This window comes from Novosphingobium aquimarinum, assembly GCF_009746585.1.
GTDB lineage: Bacteria > Pseudomonadota > Alphaproteobacteria > Sphingomonadales > Sphingomonadaceae > Novosphingobium > Novosphingobium aquimarinum.
This window is the reverse complement of the sequence record NZ_WRPO01000002.1, coordinates 88,270-114,088: the sequence shown is the minus strand read 5'-3', so window position 1 is coordinate 114,088 and position 25,819 is coordinate 88,270. Positions and strand designations below refer to the sequence as shown.

The 25,819-nt window shown below is 63.8% G+C and carries 28 protein-coding genes; 12 read left to right on the top strand and 16 right to left on the bottom strand.

The genetic code is table 11. The annotated features are described in order from the left end of the window. Window positions 1–5: 5 nt before the first annotated feature. Entirely contained in the window at window positions 6–725 is a 720-nt protein-coding gene (locus GQO94_RS02600) for an EthD domain-containing protein (protein WP_156839594.1), read from the bottom strand. A gap of 127 nt (window positions 726–852) precedes the next feature. Here GQO94_RS02600 and GQO94_RS02595 point away from each other — a divergent pair, with 127 nt between their 5' ends. Both GQO94_RS02595 and GQO94_RS02590 read left to right on the top strand, forming a co-directional pair. Further along, the gene (locus tag GQO94_RS02595; protein ID WP_156839593.1) at window positions 853–1,365 is read left to right on the top strand and encodes a nuclear transport factor 2 family protein; all 513 of its coding nucleotides are present in this window, start codon (window positions 853–855) and stop codon (window positions 1,363–1,365) included. Then, window positions 1,365–2,438: an alcohol dehydrogenase catalytic domain-containing protein gene (locus tag GQO94_RS02590; protein WP_156839592.1), complete on the top strand. Its 1,074-nt coding sequence runs from the start codon at window positions 1,365–1,367 to the stop codon at window positions 2,436–2,438. Before GQO94_RS02595 ends, GQO94_RS02590 begins: the two co-directional genes overlap by 1 nt. A gap of 4 nt (window positions 2,439–2,442) precedes the next feature. Here the strand turns inward: GQO94_RS02590 and GQO94_RS02585 are convergent, their stop codons facing one another. After that, a complete protein-coding gene (locus GQO94_RS02585; protein ID WP_156839591.1) occupies window positions 2,443–3,291 on the bottom strand; it encodes a LysR family transcriptional regulator in 849 nt (282 codons plus the stop codon). 131 nt (window positions 3,292–3,422) lie between these two features. Here GQO94_RS02585 and GQO94_RS02580 point away from each other — a divergent pair, with 131 nt between their 5' ends. The 3 genes from GQO94_RS02580 to GQO94_RS02570 are packed head-to-tail and all read left to right on the top strand — an operon-like array spanning window position 3,423 to window position 6,160. Next, complete coding sequence (locus GQO94_RS02580; RefSeq protein WP_156839590.1) at window positions 3,423–4,502, top strand: Rieske 2Fe-2S domain-containing protein; 1,080 nt, start codon at window positions 3,423–3,425, stop codon at window positions 4,500–4,502. A gap of 27 nt (window positions 4,503–4,529) precedes the next feature. Next, window positions 4,530–5,297 carry an SDR family NAD(P)-dependent oxidoreductase gene (locus GQO94_RS02575; RefSeq protein ID WP_156839589.1) on the top strand — a complete coding sequence of 256 codons (768 nt, stop codon included), beginning with the start codon at window positions 4,530–4,532 and terminating at the stop codon, window positions 5,295–5,297. Next, window positions 5,294–6,160, top strand: a complete 867-nt coding sequence (locus GQO94_RS02570) for an SDR family NAD(P)-dependent oxidoreductase (protein ID WP_156839588.1) — start codon at window positions 5,294–5,296, stop codon at window positions 6,158–6,160. The genes GQO94_RS02575 and GQO94_RS02570 overlap by 4 nt, the downstream gene beginning before the upstream one ends. A gap of 7 nt (window positions 6,161–6,167) precedes the next feature. Here GQO94_RS02570 and GQO94_RS02565 read toward each other — a convergent pair whose 3' ends face one another. Next, window positions 6,168–6,965, bottom strand: coding sequence for a helix-turn-helix domain-containing protein (locus GQO94_RS02565; RefSeq protein ID WP_198045771.1), 798 nt, complete (start codon window positions 6,963–6,965; stop codon window positions 6,168–6,170). A gap of 247 nt (window positions 6,966–7,212) precedes the next feature. Between GQO94_RS02565 and GQO94_RS02560 the strand changes: the two genes are divergently transcribed. Genes GQO94_RS02560 through GQO94_RS02540 form a run of 5 tightly spaced genes read left to right on the top strand, consistent with a single transcriptional unit; the run spans window position 7,213 to window position 11,911 of the window. Beyond that, entirely contained in the window at window positions 7,213–8,178 is a 966-nt protein-coding gene (locus GQO94_RS02560) for an SDR family NAD(P)-dependent oxidoreductase (RefSeq protein WP_156839586.1), read from the top strand. Continuing rightward, a complete protein-coding gene (locus GQO94_RS02555; protein ID WP_156839585.1) occupies window positions 8,175–9,896 on the top strand; it encodes a methylmalonyl-CoA mutase family protein in 1,722 nt (573 codons plus the stop codon). The genes GQO94_RS02560 and GQO94_RS02555 overlap by 4 nt, the downstream gene beginning before the upstream one ends. Window positions 9,897–9,899: 3 nt before the next feature. After that, window positions 9,900–10,331: a cobalamin B12-binding domain-containing protein gene (locus GQO94_RS02550; RefSeq protein WP_156839584.1), complete on the top strand. Its 432-nt coding sequence runs from the start codon at window positions 9,900–9,902 to the stop codon at window positions 10,329–10,331. Next, a complete protein-coding gene (gene meaB / locus GQO94_RS02545) occupies window positions 10,332–11,279 on the top strand; it encodes a methylmalonyl Co-A mutase-associated GTPase MeaB (protein WP_198045770.1) in 948 nt (315 codons plus the stop codon). Between the two features lie 17 nt (window positions 11,280–11,296). Continuing rightward, entirely contained in the window at window positions 11,297–11,911 is a 615-nt protein-coding gene (locus GQO94_RS02540) for an EthD domain-containing protein (RefSeq protein ID WP_156839583.1), read from the top strand. Window positions 11,912–11,936: 25 nt separating this feature from the next. On the opposite strand, the gene GQO94_RS02535 is transcribed toward GQO94_RS02540, so the two are convergent. The 3 genes from GQO94_RS02535 to GQO94_RS02525 all read right to left on the bottom strand — a co-directional run bounded on the left by GQO94_RS02535 (window position 11,937) and on the right by GQO94_RS02525 (window position 14,515). Further along, complete coding sequence (locus tag GQO94_RS02535) at window positions 11,937–12,734, bottom strand: SDR family NAD(P)-dependent oxidoreductase (protein WP_156839582.1); 798 nt, start codon at window positions 12,732–12,734, stop codon at window positions 11,937–11,939. A 39-nt stretch (window positions 12,735–12,773) separates the two neighbouring features. After that, window positions 12,774–13,541, bottom strand: a complete 768-nt coding sequence (locus GQO94_RS02530) for an SDR family oxidoreductase (protein WP_198045769.1) — start codon at window positions 13,539–13,541, stop codon at window positions 12,774–12,776. A gap of 119 nt (window positions 13,542–13,660) precedes the next feature. Beyond that, entirely contained in the window at window positions 13,661–14,515 is an 855-nt protein-coding gene (locus tag GQO94_RS02525; protein ID WP_198045768.1) for a helix-turn-helix transcriptional regulator, read from the bottom strand. Window positions 14,516–14,623: 108 nt separating this feature from the next. Between GQO94_RS02525 and GQO94_RS02520 the strand changes: the two genes are divergently transcribed. Then, on the top strand, window positions 14,624–15,742 hold the full coding sequence (locus tag GQO94_RS02520) for a DUF1214 domain-containing protein (protein ID WP_156839579.1): 1,119 nt from the start codon (window positions 14,624–14,626) through the stop codon (window positions 15,740–15,742). A 46-nt stretch (window positions 15,743–15,788) separates the two neighbouring features. Here GQO94_RS02520 and GQO94_RS02515 read toward each other — a convergent pair whose 3' ends face one another. Genes GQO94_RS02515 through GQO94_RS02500 form a run of 4 tightly spaced genes read right to left on the bottom strand, consistent with a single transcriptional unit; the run spans window position 15,789 to window position 18,971 of the window. Then, window positions 15,789–16,553: a glucose 1-dehydrogenase gene (locus GQO94_RS02515; protein ID WP_156839578.1), complete on the bottom strand. Its 765-nt coding sequence runs from the start codon at window positions 16,551–16,553 to the stop codon at window positions 15,789–15,791. Between the two features lie 16 nt (window positions 16,554–16,569). Continuing rightward, on the bottom strand, window positions 16,570–17,418 hold the full coding sequence (locus tag GQO94_RS02510) for an SDR family NAD(P)-dependent oxidoreductase (RefSeq protein WP_156839577.1): 849 nt from the start codon (window positions 17,416–17,418) through the stop codon (window positions 16,570–16,572). A 31-nt stretch (window positions 17,419–17,449) separates the two neighbouring features. Further along, complete coding sequence (locus GQO94_RS02505; RefSeq protein ID WP_156839576.1) at window positions 17,450–18,136, bottom strand: hypothetical protein; 687 nt, start codon at window positions 18,134–18,136, stop codon at window positions 17,450–17,452. Between the two features lie 43 nt (window positions 18,137–18,179). After that, complete coding sequence (locus GQO94_RS02500) at window positions 18,180–18,971, bottom strand: SDR family NAD(P)-dependent oxidoreductase (protein ID WP_156839575.1); 792 nt, start codon at window positions 18,969–18,971, stop codon at window positions 18,180–18,182. A 146-nt stretch (window positions 18,972–19,117) separates the two neighbouring features. On the opposite strand from GQO94_RS02500, the gene GQO94_RS02495 reads away from it, so the two are divergent. After that, the gene (locus tag GQO94_RS02495) at window positions 19,118–19,924 is read left to right on the top strand and encodes an SDR family NAD(P)-dependent oxidoreductase (protein ID WP_156839574.1); all 807 of its coding nucleotides are present in this window, start codon (window positions 19,118–19,120) and stop codon (window positions 19,922–19,924) included. 51 nt (window positions 19,925–19,975) lie between these two features. Here the strand turns inward: GQO94_RS02495 and GQO94_RS02490 are convergent, their stop codons facing one another. From GQO94_RS02490 to GQO94_RS02465, 6 genes are read right to left on the bottom strand one after another with little or no spacing between them, the layout of a single operon-like run. Beyond that, on the bottom strand, window positions 19,976–20,992 hold the full coding sequence (locus GQO94_RS02490; protein WP_156839573.1) for an alpha/beta fold hydrolase: 1,017 nt from the start codon (window positions 20,990–20,992) through the stop codon (window positions 19,976–19,978). A gap of 44 nt (window positions 20,993–21,036) precedes the next feature. Next, a complete protein-coding gene (locus tag GQO94_RS02485) occupies window positions 21,037–22,584 on the bottom strand; it encodes a FadD3 family acyl-CoA ligase (RefSeq protein WP_156839572.1) in 1,548 nt (515 codons plus the stop codon). Between the two features lie 5 nt (window positions 22,585–22,589). Then, window positions 22,590–23,762, bottom strand: coding sequence for an acyl-CoA dehydrogenase family protein (locus tag GQO94_RS02480; RefSeq protein WP_156839571.1), 1,173 nt, complete (start codon window positions 23,760–23,762; stop codon window positions 22,590–22,592). Between the two features lie 3 nt (window positions 23,763–23,765). Further along, window positions 23,766–24,968, bottom strand: a complete 1,203-nt coding sequence (locus GQO94_RS02475; RefSeq protein WP_156839570.1) for a thiolase family protein — start codon at window positions 24,966–24,968, stop codon at window positions 23,766–23,768. A 9-nt stretch (window positions 24,969–24,977) separates the two neighbouring features. Next, the gene (locus tag GQO94_RS02470) at window positions 24,978–25,352 is read right to left on the bottom strand and encodes a steroid Delta-isomerase (protein WP_156839850.1); all 375 of its coding nucleotides are present in this window, start codon (window positions 25,350–25,352) and stop codon (window positions 24,978–24,980) included. Further along, on the bottom strand, window positions 25,352–25,819 hold the full coding sequence (locus GQO94_RS02465; protein WP_156839569.1) for a MaoC family dehydratase: 468 nt from the start codon (window positions 25,817–25,819) through the stop codon (window positions 25,352–25,354). Before GQO94_RS02465 ends, GQO94_RS02470 begins: the two co-directional genes overlap by 1 nt.

Sequence of the window (25,819 nt, the reverse complement as noted above, 5' to 3'; positions counted from 1 at the left end):
CCGCCTCAGGCGAGCTTGCGAAAATCGTATTGGCTGGTCGGCAGCACGTCGATCCCGCCCGGCATCTCGACGAAACGGGCGCAGCTATCGGCCATTTCCTGCGCGTTGCGCTGGAATTTCGCTTCGTCGCCCGCCGCATCGAAGAACGTCTGCGGATCGTCCATCGCTTCGGTCGGAAAGCACTCTTCCACGATCGCCGCATAAGGATGAGGCCCTTCGATCAGCGGGCGCACCACCAGGTTCTGCACGTATTCGAAATTGGATTGCGTCTCGATCGCGACGGGCGTGTGCAGCACTTGCCAGTTGTAACGCCACTGATCGAACGAGAAGCGATCGGGCCGCTTGATGAAGCAGAACTGCGACCAGCCATACGTGCGCCCCCCGGGTTGCGAAGGATGCAGCGTATTGGGGATCACACACGATTCCAGTACGACCCACGCCGCAATGCGGCCCGTCGCGGCGGCGAGCATCTCGTCCAGCGGCTTGCGGAATTCGTCATGCGAAACATCGACCCAGACCTGCAGAGCGGCGTCCATCTGCGGGTCGGTGCCGTGCTGACGAAGCGGCTCGGCGCGCGCGACGGCATCGTCTTGCAGATTGATCCGCAAGCCGTGCACGTTCGGCAAATCCAGCAGGCCGGGCGCCGTCTCGTCCTTCAGGCGCTGGTTGAACGTCTCCCGGCTTTCGCCGTGCTTGCGCCAAAGCGCATAGATGATCTTCTCCACGGCAATTTCCTATCTTTGCGCAGGACCAGTGTCATCTTTCGTGGCATTATTCGGCCAAAGCGACAAGCGGAAAGCCGATTGCGTAAAAGAGTAGCGATCTTTAGCACCGTCCTGAAGGAGAGGATCGATGCAGGAATGGCTGGACCGGATCATGCTGGCGGACCTTGTCGCGCTGTATTGCAGGGGCTGCGACCGTCGCGACTTCGCGCTCGTCCGCTCTTTGTATCATGACGATGCGATCGACGATCACGGCGCGATGTTTCGCGGCGGGCCCGATGCGTTCGTCGCGTGGCTTCCCGAAGCGATGGCGCCGTGGGAGCTGACCGTGCACAGCCTCTCCAACAGCCTCTTCGCGATCGACGGCGATGAAGCCGAAGGCGAGCATCACGTCGTGGCCTATCACCGGACTCACCCGCCCGAGAGGCGGGAATATATCGTCCATGGGCGCTATCTCGATCGCTACTCCCGGCGCGATGGCCGGTGGAAATTCAGCCATCGCTCGCTCGTTTTCGATTACGGCGAGATAAAGCAGGTCGATGAAGAAAACTTCGCGCGGATCGGTGCCGATGCCGCCCATGGCCGCGCGAACCGCGAGGATCCCTCGTGGCAATTGGAACGGCTGGCGCAAAGGAGAGGCTGATGCGGGGAATCGTGTTCGATGGCGAACGATTGCAACTGACGGACGCGCTTTCAGTGCGTGACCCCGGCGCTGGCGAGGTCAGGGTCAGGGTGCTGCGCTCGGGTATCTGCCATAGCGATCTCAACATGGTCGAAGGCGGGATGATCCGCACACCGGTCGTGCTGGGCCATGAAGCCGCGGGCGAAGTCGCCGAACTTGGCGACGGCGTGGAAGGCTTCGCGGTGGGCGACCGGGTGATGGTCGGTACCCAGACTCCTTGCGGCAAGTGCCGCGAGTGCGAGCGCGGTTCGCCCGCGAACTGTGATACGACCTGGGGCATGACCGCCGGGCAACCCTTCACCTGGAACGGCCGCCCCACGTATTCCTTTTCGAATGTGTCATCGTTCGCCGGCGAAATCGTGGTCAAGGCGAGCCAGCTGTACAAAACGGGCGACCTTCCCGCCGAACAGGCGGCGCTGATCGGCTGCGCGGTATCGACCGGGCATGGCGCGGCGCGCAATCTCGGGAAAGTCGGCCAGGGCGATCGGGTAGTGGTGATCGGCGTTGGCGGGATCGGCGTGAATGCCATCACCAGCGCGGCGCTGACCGGCGCCCAAGTGCTTGCCGTCGACCTCAACCCCGCCAAGGCGCAAGTGGCGATGGACGCCGGTGCGACGCGGTTCCTGACGGCGGAGCGGGGGATGGATGCGCGGGCCCTTGCCGACGCCCTGCAATCCGCCTTCGCGCCGATCGATGTCGCGATCGAATGCAGCGGCGCGGCGGTTGCCGCCGAAGCCGCGATCGTCGGTACCAAGCGCGGTGGCCGGGTGGTGCTCATCGGCCAAAGCGGGGTGGGCGCGCGCGCGTCGTTCGATCTGAATGGCGTGACGATGGGCAAGGAGATCGTCGCCACGCTGAATGGCGGCGCGCGGCCCGAAACGGACTATCCGGAACTGATCGCCCTGGCACAGGCTCACAAGATCGATCTCGCCGCGCAAGTGACGCAAGTCTGGCCATTGGCCGAATTTGAGGACGCGATCGCGGCCTTGCATTCGGGGAAGGTGACGCGCGCGGTTCTGGACCACACGGCCTGAACGATCACCCGGTCTGAGCGCCGGCGATCCGCCTCCCCATCGCGTCGGCCAGCGACCGCGTCAGCAGCGCGGCCTGCGCGGTCTGCGGCGCGCCGGCGCGGTACAACAGCCATAGCGCGGTATCGTAACGGGTGTCGGGAGGCGCGATCCGTTCCAGGGCCTCGTCAGGATCGGCGGCGAAACACCAGAGCCAGGCGGTCCCAAGGCCATCGCGGACGGCCTGGCGAAGCTCGGTCCAGGAATTGAATCGGCTTGCTGGCTGATCGTCTGGCAGATTGGCGGCGGTCCAGTGCCTTGGCAGAGCAAGCTCCACTTCCGAACCCCAGCCAAGCGGCTGCCGGCTGCCCCCGCCGCGCCGGGCGTAGAGGGCTTGTGACACGCTCGCCACGTGCACGCCGGCAAGCCGTCTCGGTGGGGCGCGCACCAGGGCGACGGCAAGGTCGGCCCGGCGGTAGGTTACGGCTTCGATCGGATCGATCGCGCCTGTCAGTTCCAGAGTGATGTCGCTCGAGTTCGCGCAGAAGGCGACGATTTCCGGCATGAATTCCGCCGCTATTCCAACGCTGCCGGCGATGCGGATGGGCGCGGTATCAACCGGGACGACGCCGAATTGCCGGGATACGGCGGCGACTTCCGCTTCCATCCGTTCTGCGGCGGCCAGCAGCATCTGGCCGGCGTGTGTCGGTTCGGGACCGAAGGGAGTCTCGCGGAAAAGCGATAGGCCGAGCGCCGCTTCCAAGGCATTAATGCGTCGACCGACGGTGGTTCGGTTCATGTTCAGGCGCGGCCCGGCAGCGGTGTAGGACCCGGCGCGAACTGCGGTGATAAAGACGCGAAGATCGTCCCAATTCATCGCCGTGCATTGTTGCACACCCTGTGTGTGCGTCAAGAAAGTCGTCTAAAATCTCGCATTGCGAGGGAAGGGCTGCTATGTGGGAAACAACGGACCGCCGGCGTGACCGGCGTCGACCAAGGGATTGAGTGATGGCGACAAGCAAAGATTATGGCCTCGGTGAATTCCAGTTCCCCCGTGGCTGGTTCATGATCGCGGGCGCGGGCGAGGTAACCTCCACGCCCACGCCAATGCGCTACTTCGGGCAGGATCTGGTGGCGTACCGCGGTGAAAGCGGCACGGCCTACGTGGTCGAGGCCTATTGCCCCCACATGGGCGCGCATCTGGCGAAGAACACCACGTCCTACATCGTGCGCGACAACGAACAGGTGCAAGGCGAATCCATTCGCTGCCCGTTCCACGGCTGGCGCTTCGGTCCCGATGGGGCCTGCAACGAAGTGCCCTATTCGAAATTCGTGCCCAAGGCGGCCGCGCTCAAGACCTTTCCGGTGATCGAGCGCGCTGGCATCATCTGGATGTGGCACGATCCCGAAGGGTTGGAGCCGGAATGGGACCTGCCGGATTTCGGCAACCACTATGGCGAACCCGGATGGGTCGAATGGAAGATCGACTACATGGGCGATCTCAATTGCCATGGCATCGAGATCGTCGACAATATGGCGGACTTCGGCCACTTCGTGCCGATCCATGGAGCGAAGGACTTCACGTACTTCGCCAACGAATTCACCGATCACATCGTCCACCAGTATTACAGCGCCGGTCACCGTACGCTGACCGCGTCGGAAGGCGATCAGCTGGTGCTGGATACCTGGTACGAAGGGCCGGGCTTCCTTCAGTCGGAAATGGCGGGTGAGTACGATTCGTTCATCATGATCGCGAACACGCCGATCGACGATGGCATCACCCGCGCCTGGCATGCGCTGATGGTCAACGTGAACGATGGCAGCAAGCCCATCACCGATGGCGAGCGGGAGCTTGCGGCCGCCTATCAGGAAGCGAGCCGCGCCGCTTTCGCGCAGGACGTGGAGATCTGGCAGAACAAGCGCGCGTGCCTCAATCCGCTCGCGATTCCGAACGACGGGCCCTACGGCAAGGTGCGGACCTGGTATCGCCAGTTCTATAATCCGCGCGACCAGGCGCCAACGATCCGCCAGCGGTCGAACGGGCTGGTGGTGACACACGATACGCGCCCCGGAAGCCAGGCCGCCTAAACGCCTCGCTAATCAGGGGGCTAAGGTTTGGTCAGTTTTGCGAACGGCTGCGCGCTGGTGTTCGGCGGCAGTGGCGGGATCGGTCGCGGAATTTCCGCAGCCTTTCTGGATGCGGGAAGCGACGTTGCGGTCGGGTTCCACAGCAACCGGGAGCGCGCTGGTGAAATCGTGGCGCATGCCGACTCGGTCGGACTTCGCGCATCCATGCATGGCGGCGACGTTGCGAATGGCGACGATGTCCGGCGTATGGTCGCGGAGGCGATCGCCGAGCACGGCCGCATCCATACCGTAGTCTGGGCGGCCGGGCCGCTGGTCAACCAACGCTACCTTGCCTCCACGCCGATGGATGAATGGCGCCATGCCTTCGACGTGGAAGTGCATGGCTTTTTCCAGGTCGTTCAAGCAGTCGTTCCGCACATGCGCAACATGGGAGGCGGCAGCTTCGTGACGCTTGGTTCGGCGGGGCATGACTGGTGGCCGGCGCGCGATGGCATGTCCGTGGCAGTGAAGGCCGCGAACGAACAAGTGGTCCGGGGCATCGCCAAGGAGGAAGGGCGCTACGGCATTCGCGCCAATTCCGTCCTCGTCGGCGTGATCGATGCGGGGCAACTGCACGAATTGACCGCACGCGGACAAATCGATGAGCGATGGGTCGACAACACCCATCGCCTGCTGTGCATCAAGCGTTGGGGGACGCCGCAGGAAATCGGTCACGCCTGCGTGTTCTTCGCGTCGAACGAGGCGGCTTACGTGACCGGCCAACGCATATCGGTTTCAGGAGGATTTGGAGTATGACCACCGAGCGCAAGGTCGCCGTCGTAACCGGCGCGAGCCGGGGGGCGGGACGAGGTATCGCGATCGCGCTCGGGGAAGCGGGCTGGCGGGTCTACGTCACCGGCCGCACGCTGAAGGAAGGAACGGCGCCGCTTCCGGGCACGATCGCTTCGGCGGCCGAAGCCGTGACGCAAGCGGGCGGTGAAGGCATCGCCGTCCAGGTCGACCATGGTGTCGACAGCGAGATTGCCGAGCTGTTCGCACGAGTCGAGACAGAGTGCGGCCGGCTCGACCTGCTGGTCAACAATGTCGCCGACATTCACGACGATCTCGTGGCCCCTGGGCCTTTCTGGGCGAAGTCGCCGGATCTGGCGGGCATTCTCGATGTCGGTCTGCGCTCCCATTATCTGGCGTCCTGGCATGCCGCGCCGATGCTGGCGAAGCAGGAGAAGGGGCTGATCGTCTTCACCTCGTCGTTCGGCTCCGTGTGCTACATGCACGGACCGGCCTATGGCGCGCAGAAGGCGGGAGTCGACAAATTCGCCGCCGACATGGCGGTCGACTTTCGCGAGGTTGCGCCCGGCGTTGCCGCGATCTCGATGTGGATGGGGCCGCTTCTGACCGAACGCAGCCGGCGCACGCTGGAAGAACATCCCGAGCAGTACGAAGGCCTGATGGCGCAAGCCGAAACGCCCGAGTTCAATGGCCGGGTGATCCTGGCGATGTATGATGATCCCGCCTTGCGCGACTTGAACGGCAAGACGGTGATCAGCGCCGAGATGGCGGAGAAATACGGGATCACCGAGGCCGAAGGACGCCAGCCCCCCTCGCATCGCGCGATGCTGGGCGACCCGCGCGAGCCGCACCCGGCGGTCATTCGCTAAGCGATGGTCAAGTCCGCAGGTCCGTTCGAAACGCGCCAGGGGGACGGCCGACGACACGGCGAAACGCGGTGGAAAAGGCCGCGGCCGAGCTGAATCCCAAGACTTCGGCGATGCCCGCCAGCGAATGATCGCCTTGGGCCAGCATCGCTTTCGCCCGCGTCATGCGTGCACGCTGCAGGAATACGCCGGGACTGAGACCCGTGCCCGCGCGGAAGGTCCGCATGAAATGAAAACGACTGAGCTCGCATAAGCGCGCCAGTTCGTCGATCGAGGGTGGGCGTCCGGGTTGGTCGATCCGCTCGAGCACTCGCCGCATCTGTCGTGGAGTCAGGCCGCCCGAGCGCCGCGTGGCCAATTTCTCCGCCGCCGACAAGTAGCGCGCCAGATCGATGCAGAGCGTCTTGATTACCAGGCTGGCGAGCGCGCGGCTGTCCGCGCGGGGGCTGGCGACTTCATGCGCCAACCGCAGCATCGCGTCCTCGATCGACTGCACGCCAATGTCGAAGCAGGCGGCCAGCTGTCCCGGACTGAGCGACTCGGCACGCAAGCCATGCGGTAGCGAATTGGGGTCGAACCGGCAGCGGATCGTCTCAAACGCGCCGCCCCCGAAGCGCATTTCAGAGGGCACGCCCGCCGGCCGAAAGCTCAAGGATCCGAACCGCGCGAATCGTACGGGGGCGGCGCCAAAACGGCCCTCCGACTCTTTCAGCAAGGGTGTCAGGCCCAAGGTCAGAACGCTGCTTTTCTCGACGACCGTCACCGTCTCGGGCGCGACTTCGGGAAACCCGCAAAGTTCGACGGCCACGCCCGGTAACTCCAGCGAAGCGCGGACCAATCGCGGATTGCCCTGCGCTTCGATGATTGGAACGGGTTTTGTCGTCTCATTCATACCCGCGATGTACCGTATGAAAATCGGGAAGGCAGCGGTAAACTTGTCCGATCATGCGCCGATATTCGCGATCGTGCGCAATTGTGCGGGCGGCAGTAACCGTCGCTTTGGCCTTCGGATACCAAAGCGTATGCTCTCCAAAACACAACGATCAGGAGACGGCATGCCGCAAGCTGCCTTGTCCGCATCGGCGGACGCCGCATCGACGGCGGCGGAAATCATCAGCGGTCACGATCTGACGGGCAAGACCGCAATCGTCACCGGCGCCTCGTCCGGTATCGGCGTGGAGATTGCCCGCACGCTGGCTGGTGCTGGCGCGCGCGTAACCCTGGCCGTGCGCGATGGCGATGCGGGCAAACGGGTTGCGGAGGCAATTAGCGTGGACACAGGCAGTACGGTGGCTGTCGAGGCGATCGATCTGCTTTCGCTCCAAAGCGTACGCCGGTTCGCGGAACGCTGGGGAGACGCGCCGCTCGACCTGCTGATCAACAACGCCGGACTGATGGCGCCGCCGCTCACGCGGACCGATGACGGGTTCGAAAGCCAGATGGCGGTGAATTACTACGCGCCCTTCCTCCTGTCGGAATTGCTGCTGCCCAACCTGATGGCGGCAGCGCCGGCACGCGTGGTGATCGTGTCTTCGGGCTCGCATCAGCTTGCCGAATTGCGGCTGGATGATCTCGATTATCGGCATCGCGCCTACGACAAGTTCGAAGCCTACGGGCATGCGAAGCTGTGCGCGAACCTGCTCGCGGTCGAATTTAGCCGGCGCTACGCCGCAGCGGGCGTGACGATGAATGCCGTGACACCAGGCGGTGTGCAAACCAATCTTGGCCGACACGTCACCTTCGAGGATGCCGTAAGGCTCGGCTGGGTGAATGCCGATGGCAGCCTTCCGCAAGGCGAGATGAAGTCCATCGCGCAAGGGGCCGCCAGCCCCATTTGGGCCGCCGTTGCCAAGGACTTGGACGGACTTGGCGGCCTTTACATCGAAGATTGCGCGATCGCTGCAACCTGGACCCCGGGAATGCCGGTCGGTTGGGGCGTCGCGGCCGCATCGCTGGATCCCGAGAACGCCCGCAAGCTGTGGGACGTGGCGCAACCGAAAATCGTGGAGCCTGAAACATGAATGAGCATATCCGCGGCCTGGTCTCCGCCAACGACAACATCGCTGCCGAAACGTCGCGCTGGGAGGCGGAAACGCGCGCTCCTTTCGTAGCGGCGAACCCGGAACGGCGGGACACATTCACCACGCAGGCCCTGAAGTGGCCGATAAAAGCGCTCTATACGCCCGCCGATCTGGATGCGGTGGGCTTCGATTACGCCGCCGATCTCGGGTTTCCTGGAGAATACCCATACACGCGCTCGACCAGGCCAAACGGGCATCGCTCGCAGTACTGGACGATGACCCAGGTCACCGGTTTCGGGAAAGGTGAGGCCTGGGCGAAGCGCGCACGCTACATGCTCGATCAGGGGCTGTCCGGCCTGATCCTCGAATACGATCTCGCCACGACCAATGGCTACGACAGCGACGATCCCATCGTCGAAGGCGAGGTCGGGCGCGCGGGCATGGCGCTCGACAGTCTGGAGGATCTCGAGAACGCCTTCGATTTGCCCTTCGACAAGCTGCAGTATCTGATGAGCGTGTGCAACGCGCCCCAGCCCGTCAATCTCGCGATGATCATCGCGGCGCTGGAGAAGAAGGGCGTCGATCCGTCGGAATTCGTGCTGCACATCGTCAACGGCATTCTGATCGAATATACGTGCGTGGGCCGCTACATCTATCCGCCCGAGCATGGCCTGCGCATCGCCACGGACGCGATCGAATACATCATCCGCAATCACCCGAACTGGGCGCCGCTGTCGATCATCTCCGCACAGTTGCAGCCGGCCAAGGCGAACCCGGTGCAGGAGATCGCTTTCAGCCTGGCGATTTGCTGCGCCTATATAGACGCCACGCTGGAACGCGGGTTCGATATCGACACCATCGCGCCTTACCTCAATCACTTCGTCGTCAACGTCGACATGGATTTCTTCGAAGGCATCTGCAAGCTGCGCGCCTTTCGCAAGTGCTGGGCGCGGCTGATGAAGGAACGCTACGGCGCGAGCCGGCCCGAAGCGCTCAAGATCCGCATGATGACGTCACCCACCACGATTGCGCTCACCTTGCAGCAGCCGCTCAACAATATCGCGCGCCTTGGCATCATGGCCACCGCCTGCGCGCTCGGCGGCGCGGGCGAGAACATGACGACGCCGCTGCATGACGAGGCCCACTCGCTGCCCGCCGAGGAAGCGATCCGGGTGGGCGCCGCCATCCAGCACCTCGTCGCGCACGAGACGGGTGTGGCCGAAACCATCGATCCGCTCGCTGGCTCGTACTACGTCGAGACGCTGACCAAGCAGATGGAAGACGCCGCCTTCGCCGAGATGGACAAGATCTTCGCCATGGGCGGCGCGACCAAGGCGATCGAGAGCGGCTATTTCCAGCGCGCGCTCGGCCGCGAGCAGTACGAGCGCAACAAGGACATCGAGGAAGGGCGCCGCAAATGGGTCGGCGTGAACCACTTGGTCCTGCCCGAGGAGAAGCGCGAGATCGAGATCTTCCGGCTCGATGACAGCATGGAAGAAGAACAAATCGCAAAGTTGCGTGATTTGCGGGCTCGCCGCGATCAAGGCGCGGTCGATGCCGCGCTCGAAAAGGTGCGGGCGGCAGCGCGCGGGGATGACAATTTGGTGGCGGTCTGCCTCGAGGCGGTGAAAGTCTATGCGACCCATGGCGAAATCTGCAATGCCATGCGCGACGTCTTCGGTGTCCATGCGCCCGACAGCCAGCTGGCGGGGGTGTGAACAATGCTGGATGATTTGCCGCAGCGCCCGCTTCGGGTCCTGCTCGCCAAGCTCGGCATGGATACGCATACCGTCGGCGTCACGATCATCGCCCACGCTTTGCGCGAAGCGGGCATGGAGGTGATTTTTACCGGCCTCAAACAGACGCCCGAAATGGTCTGCGCCGCGGCTATTCAGGAGGACGTCGACGTTGTCGGCATCTCGACCTTGTCGGCGGGCCATACCCGCCATTTGCCAAAGCTCGCCCGATTGCTGCGCGAAGCGGGCGCCGAGGACAAGTTGTTGCTCGCGGGCGGCGTGATCCCGCAGGAAGATCAGCCCATGCTGCTGGAGGCCGGAGTGGGTAAGATTTTTACCATGGGGGCCGATACCCGCGACATCGTCACGTATCTGAAGGCCTGGTGGGCCGAGCGGCAAGCGGCCGAAGTCCCATAAATGATGGACGTCACCGAGTTCGGTCATGCGGTGCTCGCGGGCAAGGTCGCGGCAGGCGCGCGCGCGATCCGCTGGCTAGACGATGGCGACTCGCGCGGAGCCGCCGTGCTGCGCAGCATTTTTGCAGCAACGGGCCGTGCGCACGTGGTCGGGATCACGGGGCCGCCGGGTGCGGGCAAGTCCACGCTTACCGATATGCTGGTGGCCGAGCTGCGCAAGCGTGAGCGGCGCGTCGGCGTGATCGCGATCGACCCTTCGAGTCCGTTCACCGGCGGCGCGATCCTGGGCGACCGCGTCCGCATGGCGCGCCACACCCTGGATCCGAACGTGTTCATCCGATCGATCGGGACGCGCGGCCAGGCGGGTGGCCTGTCCCGGTCGACCCACGATGCCGCGCTCGTGCTCGATGCTATGGGTTACGACACGATCCTGATCGAGACCGTGGGCGTGGGACAGGACGAGATCGACGTCGTGAACCTCGCGCATACGACCGTCATCGTCGGCGTGCCGGGCCTGGGCGATGAGGTGCAGGCAGTGAAGGCTGGCCTCATGGAAGCGGGCGAGGTGTTCGTGGTCAACAAGGCGGACCGCGAGGGCTTCGAGGCCACTTTGCGGCAATTTGAACTTATGCTGCATCTGCGCGAACAATCGCGACCGGAGGATGCATGGTCCGCGCCCTTGCTGCGCGCGGTGGCGAACCGCGACGAGGGTGGTGGGGCGATCGTCGACGCAATTGAAGCGCACCGCACCTTCCTGAAAGCCAGCGATGGTTTCGAACGGCGTTCCGGTCGGCGCGAGCGCGAGCAAGTGCTGACATTACTGCGCGCGCAGTTGGTCGCGGAGATCATGCGTGGTGATCGGGCGGCGTCCATCCTGGATGATGTCACCGCGCGGCGCATCGACCCTTACAGCGCCGCCGACGCTCTGATGTCTGACTGGCGCCAATAACGAAAGGAGAGTTTGGCGTGACCAAAAGCATCTGCGCCCTGGTGCATCGGCCGGATTCCGATCGGGAGGCGTTTCAGCGCTATTACGAAGAGCGCCACGCCCCGCTTGGAGTGCGGCATTTCCCCTTTACGCGCTATGTACGCAACCACCTGCTCGATGCGCCCGATATTGGCTTCGACACGATTTCGGAATTCTGGGCGGACGATATCGCCGCCACCGCCGCCTTGATGGACGGTCCGGTGGGCGAGATCATGCGCGCGGATGAAGAGCGCTTCATGGACCGCTCGCGGATCGCGCCGGGGGGCTCTGACGAGCATGTCCTATCCGCCGGCGCGCTGGCGGATGCGCATGAGGAGCGGTACGCCGTTTTGATCCGCTATGGCGCAGAAGACAGCATGGATATGCGGGACAAGGTCCTGGGATGGGCGAGCGAAATGGCGGAACGAACTTCCGGGGTGTCTGTCGACTTCGTCCAGAGTTGGCAAACGCCGGCTTTTCCCGCCGATGCCGTCCTGTGGACACCTGACCTAAGCGGGAACGTCCCGGATCAGCTCGCCCAGTCGCAAGTCGTGCGCGTGCGCCGTGTCGAAGCCCCGGCCCATACCCTGCTTGGCAGGGCACAAGCCCAATAAGCGGGCCGCAACGACTTATGACTTTTTACAGGGCGTCGAGGTCGGGTGTCCAAGCCGCTCCGTTGATATGCGACCCTCCGTCGACGAAAAGCGTGTTGCCGGTCATGTAGCGCGCATCCTCGCTCGCGAGGAATAGCGCGACGCCGCCGATATCCTGTTCGGGATCGCCCATGCGGCCCATCGGGTTGGCGCTTGCCGTCGCGGCGGCCATTTCTGGCTGCGCTGCCGCGAAGGCGCGGTATGCCGCGGAGATGGCGGCGGGGCAGATGATGTTCGCGCAAATGCCGTGCCGCGCGCATTCCCTCGCCGCCGTGCGGGTGTAGCTGCGCAGCGCCTCCTTGCCGACGTTGTACTCGGCGGAACCCATATGCGCGTTGACTCCGTTCAGCGAGGCGATGTTGACGATCCGCCCCCAGCCGCGTTCGCGCATGTGCGGCATGGCCGCTTCCATCGACCATTTCGCGGCATAGAGGCAGATCCTCATGCCATAGTCGAAGACGGCATCGGTCTTGTCTTCGATGCGCGCGAGGCCGCTGCCGCTATAGGCATTGTTCACCAGGATATCGATCGAACCGAAGCGCTCGACACAGGCCGCTACGGCATCCGTTACTTGCTGCTTGTCCGTGACGTCGCACCGCAGAAAGTCGATCGACCCACCTTCGGCCTTCAACGCTTCGGTGGTGTCGCGGCCCTTCTCCTCATCGAAGTCCGTAAGCAGCACCGAGCCACCGGCTTGGGCAAAGCGCGCCGCGATGCCTCGGCCAATGCCATCGGCGCCGCCCGTTATCAGCGCGGCTCGTCCCGCAAGAACGCCTTCAGTCATGCTTCCCCTCCCCCATTGTTCTCATTATCGGTCGGTCGTTCAAATGAGGTCCGGCCGCATGATCGCATCGGTACCGCCATCGTTGTAAATGACCTGTCCAACCAGATAGTGGCCTTCGAAGTTCAGCAGGAAGTCGACCATTTCGGCCATTTCTTCCGGCTCGGCATAGCCTTCGACGGCCATCGGATTGGACTGCTTCAGCGCCTCCTGCATTTCGGGCATGTCGAACAGCGGTGCCGTCATCGGCGTTTTCACCACGCCCGGCGCGATCGCGTTCAGCAGAATGCCCGAACCGCCCCATTCCTTGGAGACGGCGGCGCGGCGCAACCAGAGGCCAAGCGCGCGCTTGCTGGTCATGTAGGCGGTTTGCGGCCGTTCCTCCATCAGTGCGCAGGCCTGCTCTTCGCTGCCCGCCAGACACTCTGCGATAACCCCTTCTTCGGTCGGGAGCAGCACGGAGGTGGAGCAAATCGCGACCGCGCGGGAACTAGGACGTTTGGCGAGCAGCGGACGCAGCCCTTGCAGCGTTGCCAGCGCGCCGAAGTAGTTGATCGCGATCGTCTGGCGCGGCCGGTCGAATACGGAAATGCCGGCCCCGGCGAGCACGCCATCGAGCCCGTCCGGCGCCATTTTCGAGGCTTCCTCGATCATGTGCGCACGGCCGTCCGCGGTGCCGAGATCGGCGATGATATCCGCGTCGCGAAGGTCGACGCCGATGACGCGCAGCCCCTTGTCGCGCAACCTCTGGGCCGTCGCCTTGCCGATGCCCGAGCCCGATCCGGTTAACAGTACAACCCTTTGCGCCACGCTCTCGTCTCCCATGATGCCGCTCGGACATCCGGCGGCAGGTCTTTGGCCAGAGGTCTATGGCTGCGCAGTGCACAGGCAAAGCAAAAATTGCGTCCGTGGATCACAAGATGCGTAGTTTACTCGCCGTGCTGCGATGCATTCCGACGTATCCGGTGCCGGTAAGCCCTTGGTGTCTCGCCGGTCGCGCGTCGGAATGCTGCGCAGAAGGAGGACGGCGTCGCAAATCGCAAGTGGGCCGCAACCTCCGCCACCGCATGACTTTCGTCTTCGAGCAATTCGCGCGCCCGCTCCATCCGCAACACGGCGATATGGGTTGCGAGCGAGAGCGCGCTGCTTTGGCGGAACGCGCGCATCACATGGCCGGCGCTGATGCCGCAAAGCGCGGCCAGTTCGCTGACGCTGCAATCCCAATGACCGGACAGGATATAGTCGTCGATGCGGCGCAATTGCCATGGAGCGAGGCCGCCCTTGTGTCCGCTGCCGGGCTTGGCGAAGCCCTTCGCCAGTTCTGCGGCAATCTGCAGTCCAAGGCCCTCGATCATCGCGACATCGGCGAAACCCGGTGCCATCACTTCGCGAGCCAGACGCGAAAGGCTTCTGGCGATCACGGGACTGGACCAGTTCAGGCACTGCTCGAACACGCCGGCTTCGTGCGGGCGCGGCAAGCTCACGTGCGCGGGCAAACGACAATGCAGCATGCGCCGGGCAGGCGTTGCGCTGGCTTTTACGTGCAAGGGAACGTTGCCGGGCACAACGACGATGCGCCCCATGCGCGCATGACCGCCGGACCACTGCGCGGACAGGAATCGGCCCTGCGAGCCGTTGGGCTGCGACGACAGCCAAAGACCCAGTGTCGTGTTCGAATCGATGTGCGTGCGCTCGATCGTCTCGGCCGGGGGATGCTCGGCGACAGCGGCCCATACGCCGCCCACCTCTTTCTCGCCCAGGACACGCCATTGGGTCAGGGTCATCGTCATGCTCTCCTGCGCCGCATAATGTCGCCAAACGCGCACAAAGGCCAGCGCTCCGATTGAAGCCGGGCGCCGAAAATGAAATCTCCTTCGGGAAGGAGAAATGCCATGAACGATACTTCGGTTGCACCGAAAACGGCGTCTCGGACCGATGGCGACGAAGTCCGCCTCGCGTCCGTTTGGCGCGAATTCTGCGAGCGCCTGGCCGAATCCGGCGACATCCTGCTTCGCGAGCAAGCACCCGCGACGCCGCTCGATCAGGCGGAGGGGCTGCGCTATCTCAGCCGCCTGACGCGCACCGCGCTCAACATGCTGGTTGATTCGTCCGACCCCGATTTCCCGCGCATTTTCCTGCTGTGCGATGACAAGATCAAGATCGGCGCGGACAACCCGGATAATCTCTACCAGCAGATCGTCGTTCGCGGCGATCGCGACTATCGCATCTGGGGCACGCGCGGGACCGTTCCCTATCTGAGCATCGGCAGCAAGGCGAACCGCTATGCGATTGACGGCACGATGGCGTCGACTGGCGAGATCGAATTCGACGATGTGAAGCTGGAGGACGATGGCAGCTTCGAAATCATCGTCAGCCGCAATGAGCAGCCCGGTCGCAACTGGCTGCCGATGGCCGAAGACACGACCTTGCTCATCATACGGCAGACTTTCGAGGACAAGGCGACCCAGACCCCGGCCCTGATGCAGGTGGAGTGTCTGGGCGGACCCGCCGTCCCTGAACTGCTGACGCCCAAACAGATCGAAGAGCAGCTGATGGGGAGCGCCGCCTGGGTCAAGGGTACGGCGAACACGTTCGCGAACTGGTCCGAATGGTTCAAGGAAGAGCCGAACAGCATCTACCTCGGCAAGGATCAGTCGGTCTACTTGCGCGCCGGTGGCGATCCGAAAATCTGGTACGGGCACATCTACTTCGAGCTTCAGCCCGGCGAAGCGCTCGAATTGGAAGTGATGCCGCCAAAGTGCCGCATGTGGAATTTCCAGATCGACAACTGGTGGATGGAATCGCTCGATCACGTGCATCAGAAGGTCTGGATCAACAGCGCGCAAGCCAAGTACGAGGACGACGGACGCATACTGCTGGTCTGCGCGGACAAGGATCCGGGCTATGGCAACTGGATCGATCTCGCTGGCCATCGCCAGGGGACCGGGCTGTGGCGTTGGTTCGAGGCCGAGGAATTCCCCGTGCCCGAGGTTCGCGTGGTGAAGCTGTAAACTTTCCGGCATGGCCGCTTCGCATGGCGCGAGGCGGCCGGCCTCTTCAGATCAGGTACCCGCCGTCGATGACGAGTTCTGCCCCCATGACGAACTTGGCCTCGTCCGAAGCGAGGTAGAGCACGCCATAGGCCACATCGTCGGGTTCGCCCAGGTGGCCGATCGGGTGCGCCGCGATCTGGGGATCGAGCGCTTCGGGATGCTCGTCGAGGTAGGCGCGGACCAGGGGCGTGATGCACATGCCAGGATGGATCGAGTTCACTCGGATCGGCAGCTTGTGCGTGGCGCAATGCACGGCGGCCGCCTTGGTCAGATTGCGAACACCGCCCTTGCTGGCACTGTAGGCGGCGGTCGTGGGCTCGGCCGTCATGCCCATGGTCGATGAGATATTGATGATCGAGCCAGGTTCACCGTTCAGCGCGATCGTACGGATTGCCGCTCGAGTGCCGAGGAACGTGCCGTCGAGATTGATCGACAAGGTCTTGCGCCAATCCTCGAAGGACATGGCCATATCGCCGCTGATGGCAACGCCCGCGTTGTTGACCAGCACGTTGAGCTTGCCTGCCCAATCGATCGTCTCGGCCATTGCCCGATCCCATGCCGCCTCGTCCGCGACATCGAGTTTGATGAAATGCGCGCGGTTTGGGGCGGCCTGGTTCAGCTCTTCGACGAGGCCCGCCCCACGGCCCGCGTCAATGTCCGCGACCACGACGCGCGCGCCTTCCTTCGCCAGCATGCGCACCATGGCCTCGCCAAGGCCGCTCGCGCCGCCCGTGACGAAGGCCACTTTGCCCTGAACGCGCCCGGGCATGCTCAGTCCGCTAATTTCACAGCAGCGCGCGCGCTTGCTCGGCGAGTTCCGGACGCTCCTGGTTCTGCATATATTGGATACGCCGTTCGACCGCCTCGCGCGTCATATCGGGCTGCGAATCCACCCAGAAGCGGTTTTCGGCCATCTTTCGCACGAATTCGGCACAGCCTTCGTCGAGGTCCATGCCGTATGCCTGCATCATGTCGCGCATGGCCTTGCGGTGACGATCCGATCCCTCGGGCTCGCCCTTGCCGGCATCGACGTCGAAGATGCTGGTCTTCAGCATGCCGGGAATGACGGAGCAGACGTGGATCGGGGCTTCGGCCAGCTCCATCTCGAGATAGAGACACTCGCTGAACGCCTGCACCGCATGCTTGGACATGATGTAGGACGTCTGCGTCGGCATCGTGCCAAAGGACCCGATCGAGGCGAGATTGGCGATCCAGGCTTCGCCGCCCTGCTTCAGCATGTAGGGCACGAAGGCGCGGCAGCCATGCACAATTCCATGGATATTGATGTTGAGCGTCGCTTCCCAGCGCTCGACGGGAATTTCCCAGGTGTATCCGATCGTCTCGATCCCGGCGTTGTTCACCAGCACGCGAACGGCGCCATGCTTCTCGAAAACGGTCTTCGCCAGACGGTCGAGCTCGGCGGGCTGCGATACATCGACGACCATCGCTTCGGCCTTGCCGCCGCTGTCGCGAATTTCCGCCGCCACCTTCTCCGCGCGTTCGCCCGACACGTCCGTGACGACCACAGTCATCCCCACGGCGGCGAGGCGGCGGGCAAACCCCATGCCGATGCCCGCGCCGGCGCCAGTGACGACGGCGACACCGCCGCTGAACTTTTCCTCTTCAATGGACATTCGTTACTCCAGGTGGGGGAATTGGGTCCGCCTAGTCTTGCTCCACGACGGACAGGACATGGCTCGCCTTATCGGGAAAGACGTAGTCGAATTCGAAGAACATCGACTGACCGAGCGGACCGCTCGAAAAGATGTCGGTCTCAACGAAAGCCTGAACCCCGTTGCGGCCATAGGCATAGCGATCGACATCGCCGTAGATCGGGGAGGCATCGAGCCTGGCATCGACATCGGCATCGCCTTTGCGCGCGCGATTGTACGTGATGCGCAAGCGGCCCTTCAGGTCGGGATCGCTGCGATTGGCTTCCTCAAGGGCCTGAAACCGCGTTTCCAGTTCCTCGAGGCTTTCGACCAGAAAGCCGACATGAAAGCCGTACTCCGGATCCTGGTCGTACTGGTGACGCAATTCGGCGACGGCGGGATGTTCCTCCGCCGTGCCGACCTTGAGTGCCGCTCCGGTGGCTTCGAGCAGCTTGCGCTGGGCATCCGGCAGAGCGGAAAGATAGAGGATTCCGTCCCCGCGCGCGTGATGCCGATCGTCGACCACGAACCGGTAGAAGGTGGTACCGTTCTCGAGCAGCAGCTTTTGCGTTTCGTTAAATCCGAACATCGCCAGCAGGCGAGCTGCCAACGGTCCTTCATGCGGCGCGTTGTAATGGAGCGCGACATGCCCGAGCGAACGTGCGGCGCCCACGTGCTCCTGGGTCAGGACTTCGGCCATCGGTACTCCCTTCGCTTTTGACGTTCGCAAGCGCGCGCTTGAGTCATTCCCCTGTCAGCGAAGCGGGCGCGCCGGGCAGATTGTCGTGGTAGTAACCGGCGGCCCAGCCGCCATCGACGCCCAGTTCCGCCGCGCTGATGTAGGATGCTTCGTCCGAGCAAAGGAACAGGCTGGCGGCGGCAATCTCCTCGGGCGCGCCGATCCGCTGGAGCGGCACACGGCGGTGGGCGTAATTCAGTTCTTCGATCGATCTGTCGCCGCCATTGACCATCGGCGTGTTGACGCCGCCGGGGTGGACGGAGTTCACCCGCACGCCGTGGGGCCCCAATTCGAGCGCGGCGGTCTTGGTCATGCCGCGCACGGCCCATTTCGACGAGGAATAGAGGCCTAGTGCGTTGGCCCCGCGAAACCCGTCGATCGACGCGATATTGACGATCGCGCCGCGCCCGGCCGACCGCATGGCGCCGCCGACGTGCTTGATCCCGAAGAACACGCCTTTCACATTGATGCCGTAAACCCGGTCGAACTCGTCCGCTTCGGCGAAGACCAGCTCACCGAAGCTCAGCACGCCGGCATTGGCGACCAGAGCATCGATCCGCCCGAACTCGGCGACGGTGTCTTTCACGAGGGAGACCCAGTCCGCCTCGTTGCTGACATCGAGGCGGACGAAGCGTGCGTTGCCACCAAGGTCCTGGGCAAGAGCGCGTCCCTCATCCTCCAGGACATCGGCAACCATGACGGTCGCGCCTTCTTGCGCGAACAAACGAGACGTCGCCGCCCCCATGCCCCGCGCGCCACCCGTGATGATCGCGACCTTGTCCGTAAGCCGTCCCATAATATCCTCTCCGTTCATTGCGCGGTAGCGGAGCTCTCTCCAGCGCGCAACGATGATCTGCGTAGATCTATTGACTATATAATGCGCGCAGGCAGAACGTTCGCAAGAAGGGATTGCGACTCGCGCAGTCATGGAGGGCGTGGATTATGAGTGAGAGTGCGCAGCCGCATTGGGCTGGAAGTCGGCGTCTGGCCGGCAAGGGGGCTGTCGTGGCGGGAGCGAGCACGGGCATCGGCCGCGCCACGGCCTTGCGGTTGGCAGGCGAGGGAGCCCGGGTGCTTGTCGGTTCGCCCGCCGGTGAGCGAGCCCTGATCGATAGTCTGGTCGATGAAATCAGGGATTCCGGCGGCGAGGCCTACGGCGCGGACTTCGACGCGACGGACGAGGCTTCGATCGCTGCGCTGATCGAACAGGGCGCGGCGCATCTCGGTAGCATCGATGCGGTGCACGCCAATTTCGCCGATCTGCAAATCATCTTCGAGGACTCCGATGCGGTGAGCGTCAGCGACGAAGTGATCGAGCGCACGCTCGACGTGAACCTGAAAGGCATGATTCGCATCACGCGCCACGCCGTCCCGCGCTTGCTTGAAGGTGGCGGCGGGGCGATGATCTATACGTCATCGACCGCCTCGATCGTCGGAGAGGCGACGCGGCCCTGTTACGCGATCGCCAAAAGCGGCATCAATGCCCTCGTTCGCCATACCGCCTCGCGGTGGGGTCGCGAGGGCCTGCGTGCCAACGCGGTATTGCCGGGCCTAGTGATCACGCCCGAAAAGCGGAACTCGATGCCCACCGATTTTCAGGCTGAAGTGCTCGAGTTGGGGCGGTCCCCCCGGCTTGGCGAGCCCGAGGATATCGCGGCCATGGTCGCGCTTCTGGCGTCGCAGGATGGGTACTGGATCAACGGTCAGTGTATCGCGGTGGACGGCGGCAATACGCTGAGCCGCGGATAGCGAAAGGCCAGTGCATACGGCGGCGCGCTGTTCAGCCGCCGCCGCGTTTGCTTACACTGCCGCGAGAAAGTCCAGCATCGCTTGGTTGAAGGCCTCGGGCCTTTCCTGCTGGACGAAGTGCCCCGCGCTCGCGATCTCGACGATGCCCGCGAGACCAGGCACGCGCCGCTCCATGCGTTCGCGCCACTCGGGGAAAAAGGCGAAGGAGGGATCCGCCTCACCATAAACGAACAGCGTCGGCACGCTCACGTCATGGTCCGCCCATCGCGCGCCCAGACGCCAGTTCTCATCGGCGGCGCGATAGGATGCGAGGCCGCCGATCAGGACGCGGGCCGGATCGGGGTGCGCGAAGTCGGCGACGAAGCGATCGAATTCCGCTTGCGACAGCCAGGGCCACGGCAGTGGCGGCGCGGGGGGCAGGGCGTTGAGGTAGCCCGTGCCTTCGCTCTGATGCCCGGTCCAGCTCCACAAGTCGCCCGCCGCGCTCAGCGCGAAATAGTCGCGGCGGAGGAATTCCGCGAGACGCGGCGCAAGCTCCGCCTCGGCCGGGCCGACGGGTTGGAAATAGTGGAAATGCACGAAGTGCTCGGCCGCCATCGCGGCGAAACGCTCCGTCGGTCTGCTGTTGGGTGAGGCACCCTCGGGCCGTGCCGGCGTGCCTTCCGGCTCGGTGCGTCGGCTTCCCAGCATGGCCCGTCCCGCCAGATCGTAGTCGTAGGGAATAGTGGTGATTAGCGCGCGCACGCGCTCTTCCGAGCGGACGGCGAGGTTCCAGGCATGCTGCGCGCCGAAGTCTTGCCCGATGACGATGGCCTGATCGCCGAAGTGGTCGATCACGCCCAGCAGCTGCCGCCTCGCGTGTTCCGAATCGTAGAATTCCTGTTCGAGCGGGCGGTCGCTGCGGCCATATCCCAGGCAATCGATCGCGACCGCGCGGTAGCCCGCATCGGCAAGTGGGCTTAGCTGGTGGCGCCAGGAATAGGCGCAGCCGGGAAAGCCATGCACGAGCAGAACCAGCGGCCCCTCGCCTTGGACGAGAGCATGGAGGGTAACGCCGTCCGTCTCTATCCAGACGTGGCGGGGATCGGCCTGGTTAGGGTCGGCGGCCGCGCTCAGCGCGCCATCTCGCGAAGCTCCGTGCGCAAGACCTTGCCTCCCGCGTTGCGGGGCAGCTCCTCCACGAACTCGATCGAGCGAGGCACTTTGTAATTGGCCATGTTTTCGCGCGCCCAGGTGATGATCGCTTGGGCATCGGCGGTGTGATCGGGACGCAGCACGACGAACGCCTTGCCGACTTCGCCCATGCGCTCGTCGGGAACGCCGATCACCGCGGCCAACTCGATCGCCGGATGGCCCGCCAGCAGCTTTTCGATTTCCGCCGGATAGCAGTTGAAGCCGCCCGAAATGTACATGTCCTTCATGCGATCGGTGATCCGCAGATACCCCTGCGCATCGATCGAACCCACGTCCCCGGTGCGCAGCCAGCCGTCAGCATCGATGGCCTCGGCGGTCGCTTCGGGGTTCTCGAAATAGCCGATCATCCGGCCGCGACCGCGAACGAGGATCTCGCCCGTTTCGCCCGGATCGACGATGCGATCCGCATCATCGACACACTTCAGCTCCACACCGGGCAGCGGGAAGCCGCACGTCTGCGAGATGATTTCGGGCGAATCGCCCTTGCCGGTCATGGTGATGGCGCCGAATTCGGTCATGCCATAACCATTGACGACGTTCTCCATGCCAAGCTCGCGACGCATCCGTTCGACCAGGATGGGCGGAACCGGGGCCGCGCCGGTCACCGCGACGCGCATGGAGGAAAAGTCACGCTGCTGACCGGCGAGGCCTTGCAAAAGTGACTGGTAGATCGCGGGCGGGCCCGGAATGAAACTGACCTGCTTCTGTTCGATGAGGTCGGCCATCGCGTTGACGTCGAACGTCGCCATCGGCAGCATCGTAACACCCAGCGCCAAGCATGTGACCCAACCGGCCTTGTAGCCAAAGGTGTGGAAGAACGGATTGGCGATCAGATAGCGATCGTCTTCCTGAAGATCGACGCGCTCGGCCCAGTGGCGGAACAGGGGTACGACATTGCCATGGCTATGCAGCACGCCCTTGGGGCTTCCCGTGGTGCCGCTGGTAAACATGATGTCGGACAAATCATCGGGCGTGACGGCGGCTTCGGCCGCATCGACCGCCGCTTCGTCGACATCGTTGCCGCGCGCGAGGAAGTCCTCCCAGCCGTCCTCGCCTTCACCGTCGAGCCGCACGATCCGGTCGAGGTTCGGCAAGTCGTGCCCGCTGACCATCGCCGGGTAATCGAAACCCAGGAAAGTCTCGGTGCACATCAGCAACCTGGCATAGGATCGGCGCAAGATATCGGCCGCCTCGCCGCCTTTCATTCGCGTGTTGAGCGGCGTGATCGCGGCGCCCGCGATATGCGCGCCCAAAGCGGCGAGTATCCAGTGCCGACAATTGGGTGCCCAGATGCCGACGACGTCCCCCTTGCGAATGCCGAGCGCGAGATAGGCCGCAGCCACGCGCCGGGCGTCGCGATAGAGTTGCTGGAACGTCCAGCTTTCCTCCCCCTCGATGAGGGCGATCGTGTCGGGCAGGCGTTCTGCCGTGGCGCGGGCTGCGGCGGGGATGGTCTCCGGGAGCATCGTTGTCAGGCCCCTCTGGGCTCGCGTGGCAGGCCCAGCGCCCGCTCCGAGATGATGTTGCGCTGGATCTGGTCCGTGCCCGCATAGATCGTGTCGGACCGGCTCATCAGGTACATGGTGGGAAGCGACGGCATGCGCTCTTCGATGAGGCCGATCTCGCCTTCCTGGCCGAGCACGTCCATGGCGATTTCGCCCAGCTGCTTGTGCCAGTTGGACCAGTAAAGCTTGTAGGTGAAGGCCGCGCCCGAAAGTGAACCGCCATCGTCCTCGGCCAGCATGCGCAAGGCGTTGTAGCGCATGATCTTGAGGCCGGCATGAGCCTTGGCGATCTTCTGGCGGATGATCGGATCGCTCGCCCGGCCATTGCGTTTCGCGATCGCCACGATCTCGTCCAATTCGTTGCGAAAATGCATTTGCTGCGCGAGGGTCGAGACGCCGCGCTCGAAGCCGAGCAGGGCCATCGCGACTTTCCAGCCGTCATCCTCGTCCCCGATGCGATCGGCCACTTTGGCTTCGGCGCCGTCGAAGAAGACTTCGGCGAATTCGGCTTCACCGGTCATCTGCCGGATCGGTCGCGGATCGACCCCGTCCTGGTCCATGTCGACAAGCAGGAACGACAGCCCCTTGGGCCCGACGCTGCCCGCCTTGGTGCGCGCGATCACGAAGCACCAGTCGGAGATCATGCCCATCGAGGTCCAGATCTTCTGGCCATCGATAAGGTAACGATCGCCATCGCGCCGCGCCTTCGTCTTGACGTTGGCGAGATCGGATCCCGCACCGGGCTCCGAATAGCCCTGGCACCAGATTGTCTTGCCTTGCGCGATGTCGGGCAGGAACCGCGCTTTTTGCTCTTCGGTACCCAGCGCCAGAAGCGTCGGCCCGACCAGCTCGACGCCGAGATGCCCGACACGCGGCGGTCCCTTGGCGCGCGCATATTCTTCCGCGAAGATGACTTGCTGCGCGATCGACGCGTTGCGGCCGCCCCATTCCTCCGGCCAGCCGACCACGCTCCACCGCGCCTCGCCCATGGCCTGTTCGAAGGCGCGGCGTTCCTCGACGTTGTCGACCTGGTTGGTCTGGCCGCGAATGGCCTTGAACGGGCCCGAGAGCGCGGTTTCCAGCCAACCGGCGGCCTCTTCGCGGAAAGCCTTGAGTTCAGGGGCAAAGGCAAGTTTCATCGATCAGGCGACCTCGAACAGTCCCGCGGCGCCCATGCCGCCGGCGATGCACATGGACACGACCACGTATTTGACGCCGCGCTTCTTGCCTTCGATCAGGGCGTGACCGACCTGGCGGCTGCCCGTCATGCCGAACGGGTGGCCGATGGCGATCGCACCGCCGTTGACGTTGAGCTTTTCGGGATCGATCTCGAGGAAGCGCTGGCAGTACAGGGCCTGGCTGGCGAAAGCCTCGTTCAGTTCGAACAGGCCGATATCATCCATCTTCAACCCGGCGCGCTGGAGCAGCTTGGGGATGGCGTAGATCGGGCCGATGCCCATTTCTTCGGCCTTGCAGCCAGCCACCTGAAATCCGCGATAGATGCCCAGAACCGGCAGCTTTTCCTTCTGTGCGGTGGCCAGGTCCATGATCACTTGCGCCGAGGCACCATCCGACAACTGCGAGGCATTGCCCGCCGTGATGTGCTTGCCTTCTTCGATCACCAGGCCGTTCTTGAACACGGGCTTGAGCGAGGCGAGCTTCTCATACGTGGTGCCGGCGCGCACGCCTTCGTCGCGGTCGAGCGTGACGTCTTCTTTGCCGGTCTCGTTGCCTTCCTTGTCGAACACCGCCTTGGTGACGGTGATCGGGACGATCTCCTCGTCGAACGCACCGGCCTCTTGCCCGGCGGCGGCGCGCTGCTGGCTCTCGGCCGAGAAGCGATCCTGATCCTCGCGGCTGATGCCATAGCGCTCCGCCACGATTTCGGCGGTTTCGATCATCGCCATGTAGGCATGCGGATCGTGCTCTTTCACGAATTCCGACCGATTGCGGAAAGCCGGCGTGTGCTTGTTGAGCGTCAGCGAGATGCTTTCCGCACCGCCCGCGACCGCGACGTCGATCTCGTCCGCGACGATGCCGCGTGCCGCCAGCGCGATCGCCGTCAGTCCCGATCCGCACTTGCGATCGAGTGTGAAGCCCGCCGTCTCGTCCGGCAGCACCGAAACATGGCTGGTGAGGCGACCGAGGTTGTAGCTTTGCGTGTTCCACTGGTTGGCGACGCCAAGGTACACATCGTCCACGCGCGCCGGATCGATGCCCGCGCGGGAGATCGCGGCGTTCACGACATGGGCGGTGAGGACAGGGGCTTCGGTATCGTTGAACGCGCCCCGATAAGCCTTGCCGACGCCGGTGCGGGCCGTGGAGACGATGGCTGCTTCGCGCATGAGCTTTCCTTAAAATCCGTGCATGTTGAGCGGGCCGAAATAGGCGCGCATTTCGATGACCTGATTGTCATCGTTGAACTTGAACGTATCGATCACGTCGATCGTCTTGTCCGACCCTTCGACCTGGAGCGCCACGGAGAAGGCGAAGGCGGCGTGGTTGCCGGCAATGCGCACGGGGCCTTCCAGCTTGAGCTTGGCTCCGGTCTTCATCGATTCGGCATAGAAGGCCCGGATTGCGTCGTGCCCTTCGTGGGCCGGTGTGCCCACGGGGTCTTCCACGGTGGCGTCGGGGGCGAAGATCGCGGTAACGGCGTCGGGATCGCCCTTGTCGAACGCGGCAACGTACGCATGGACGGCGGCTTGCATCTTTTCGGGATCAGACATCATTCACTCTCCGGGAAATAGCGGTTTATCGTGTCGACCACGCAGGCCGGCTTGTCCTTGCCTTCAATTTCAACAGTGACGCGGGTGACGCTCTGAATGGCACCGCCTTTCACTTCCTCGGCGGAAATGATTTCGCCGGTTCCGCGAATGCGCGAGCCGACGACGACCGGCTGCAGGAAGCGGGTCTTGTCCATGCCGACATTCACACCGGCGGAGAACCGCCGCACGTCGATCATTTGCGGCATGAAGAGATTGACGAGGCTGAGCGTGAGATAGCCGTGCGCGATCGTCGCGCCGAACGGGCCGTCCTTCGCGCGAACAGGGTCGACATGGATCCACTGCAAGTCGCCTGTCACTCGTCCGAATTCATCGATCCGGTCCTGCTCGATCGTCAGCCAGTCGCTGGCCTCGAGCTTGGTGCCTTCCTGCCCCAGCAGATCGCGCGGCGATGCGAATACGGTGGCCAT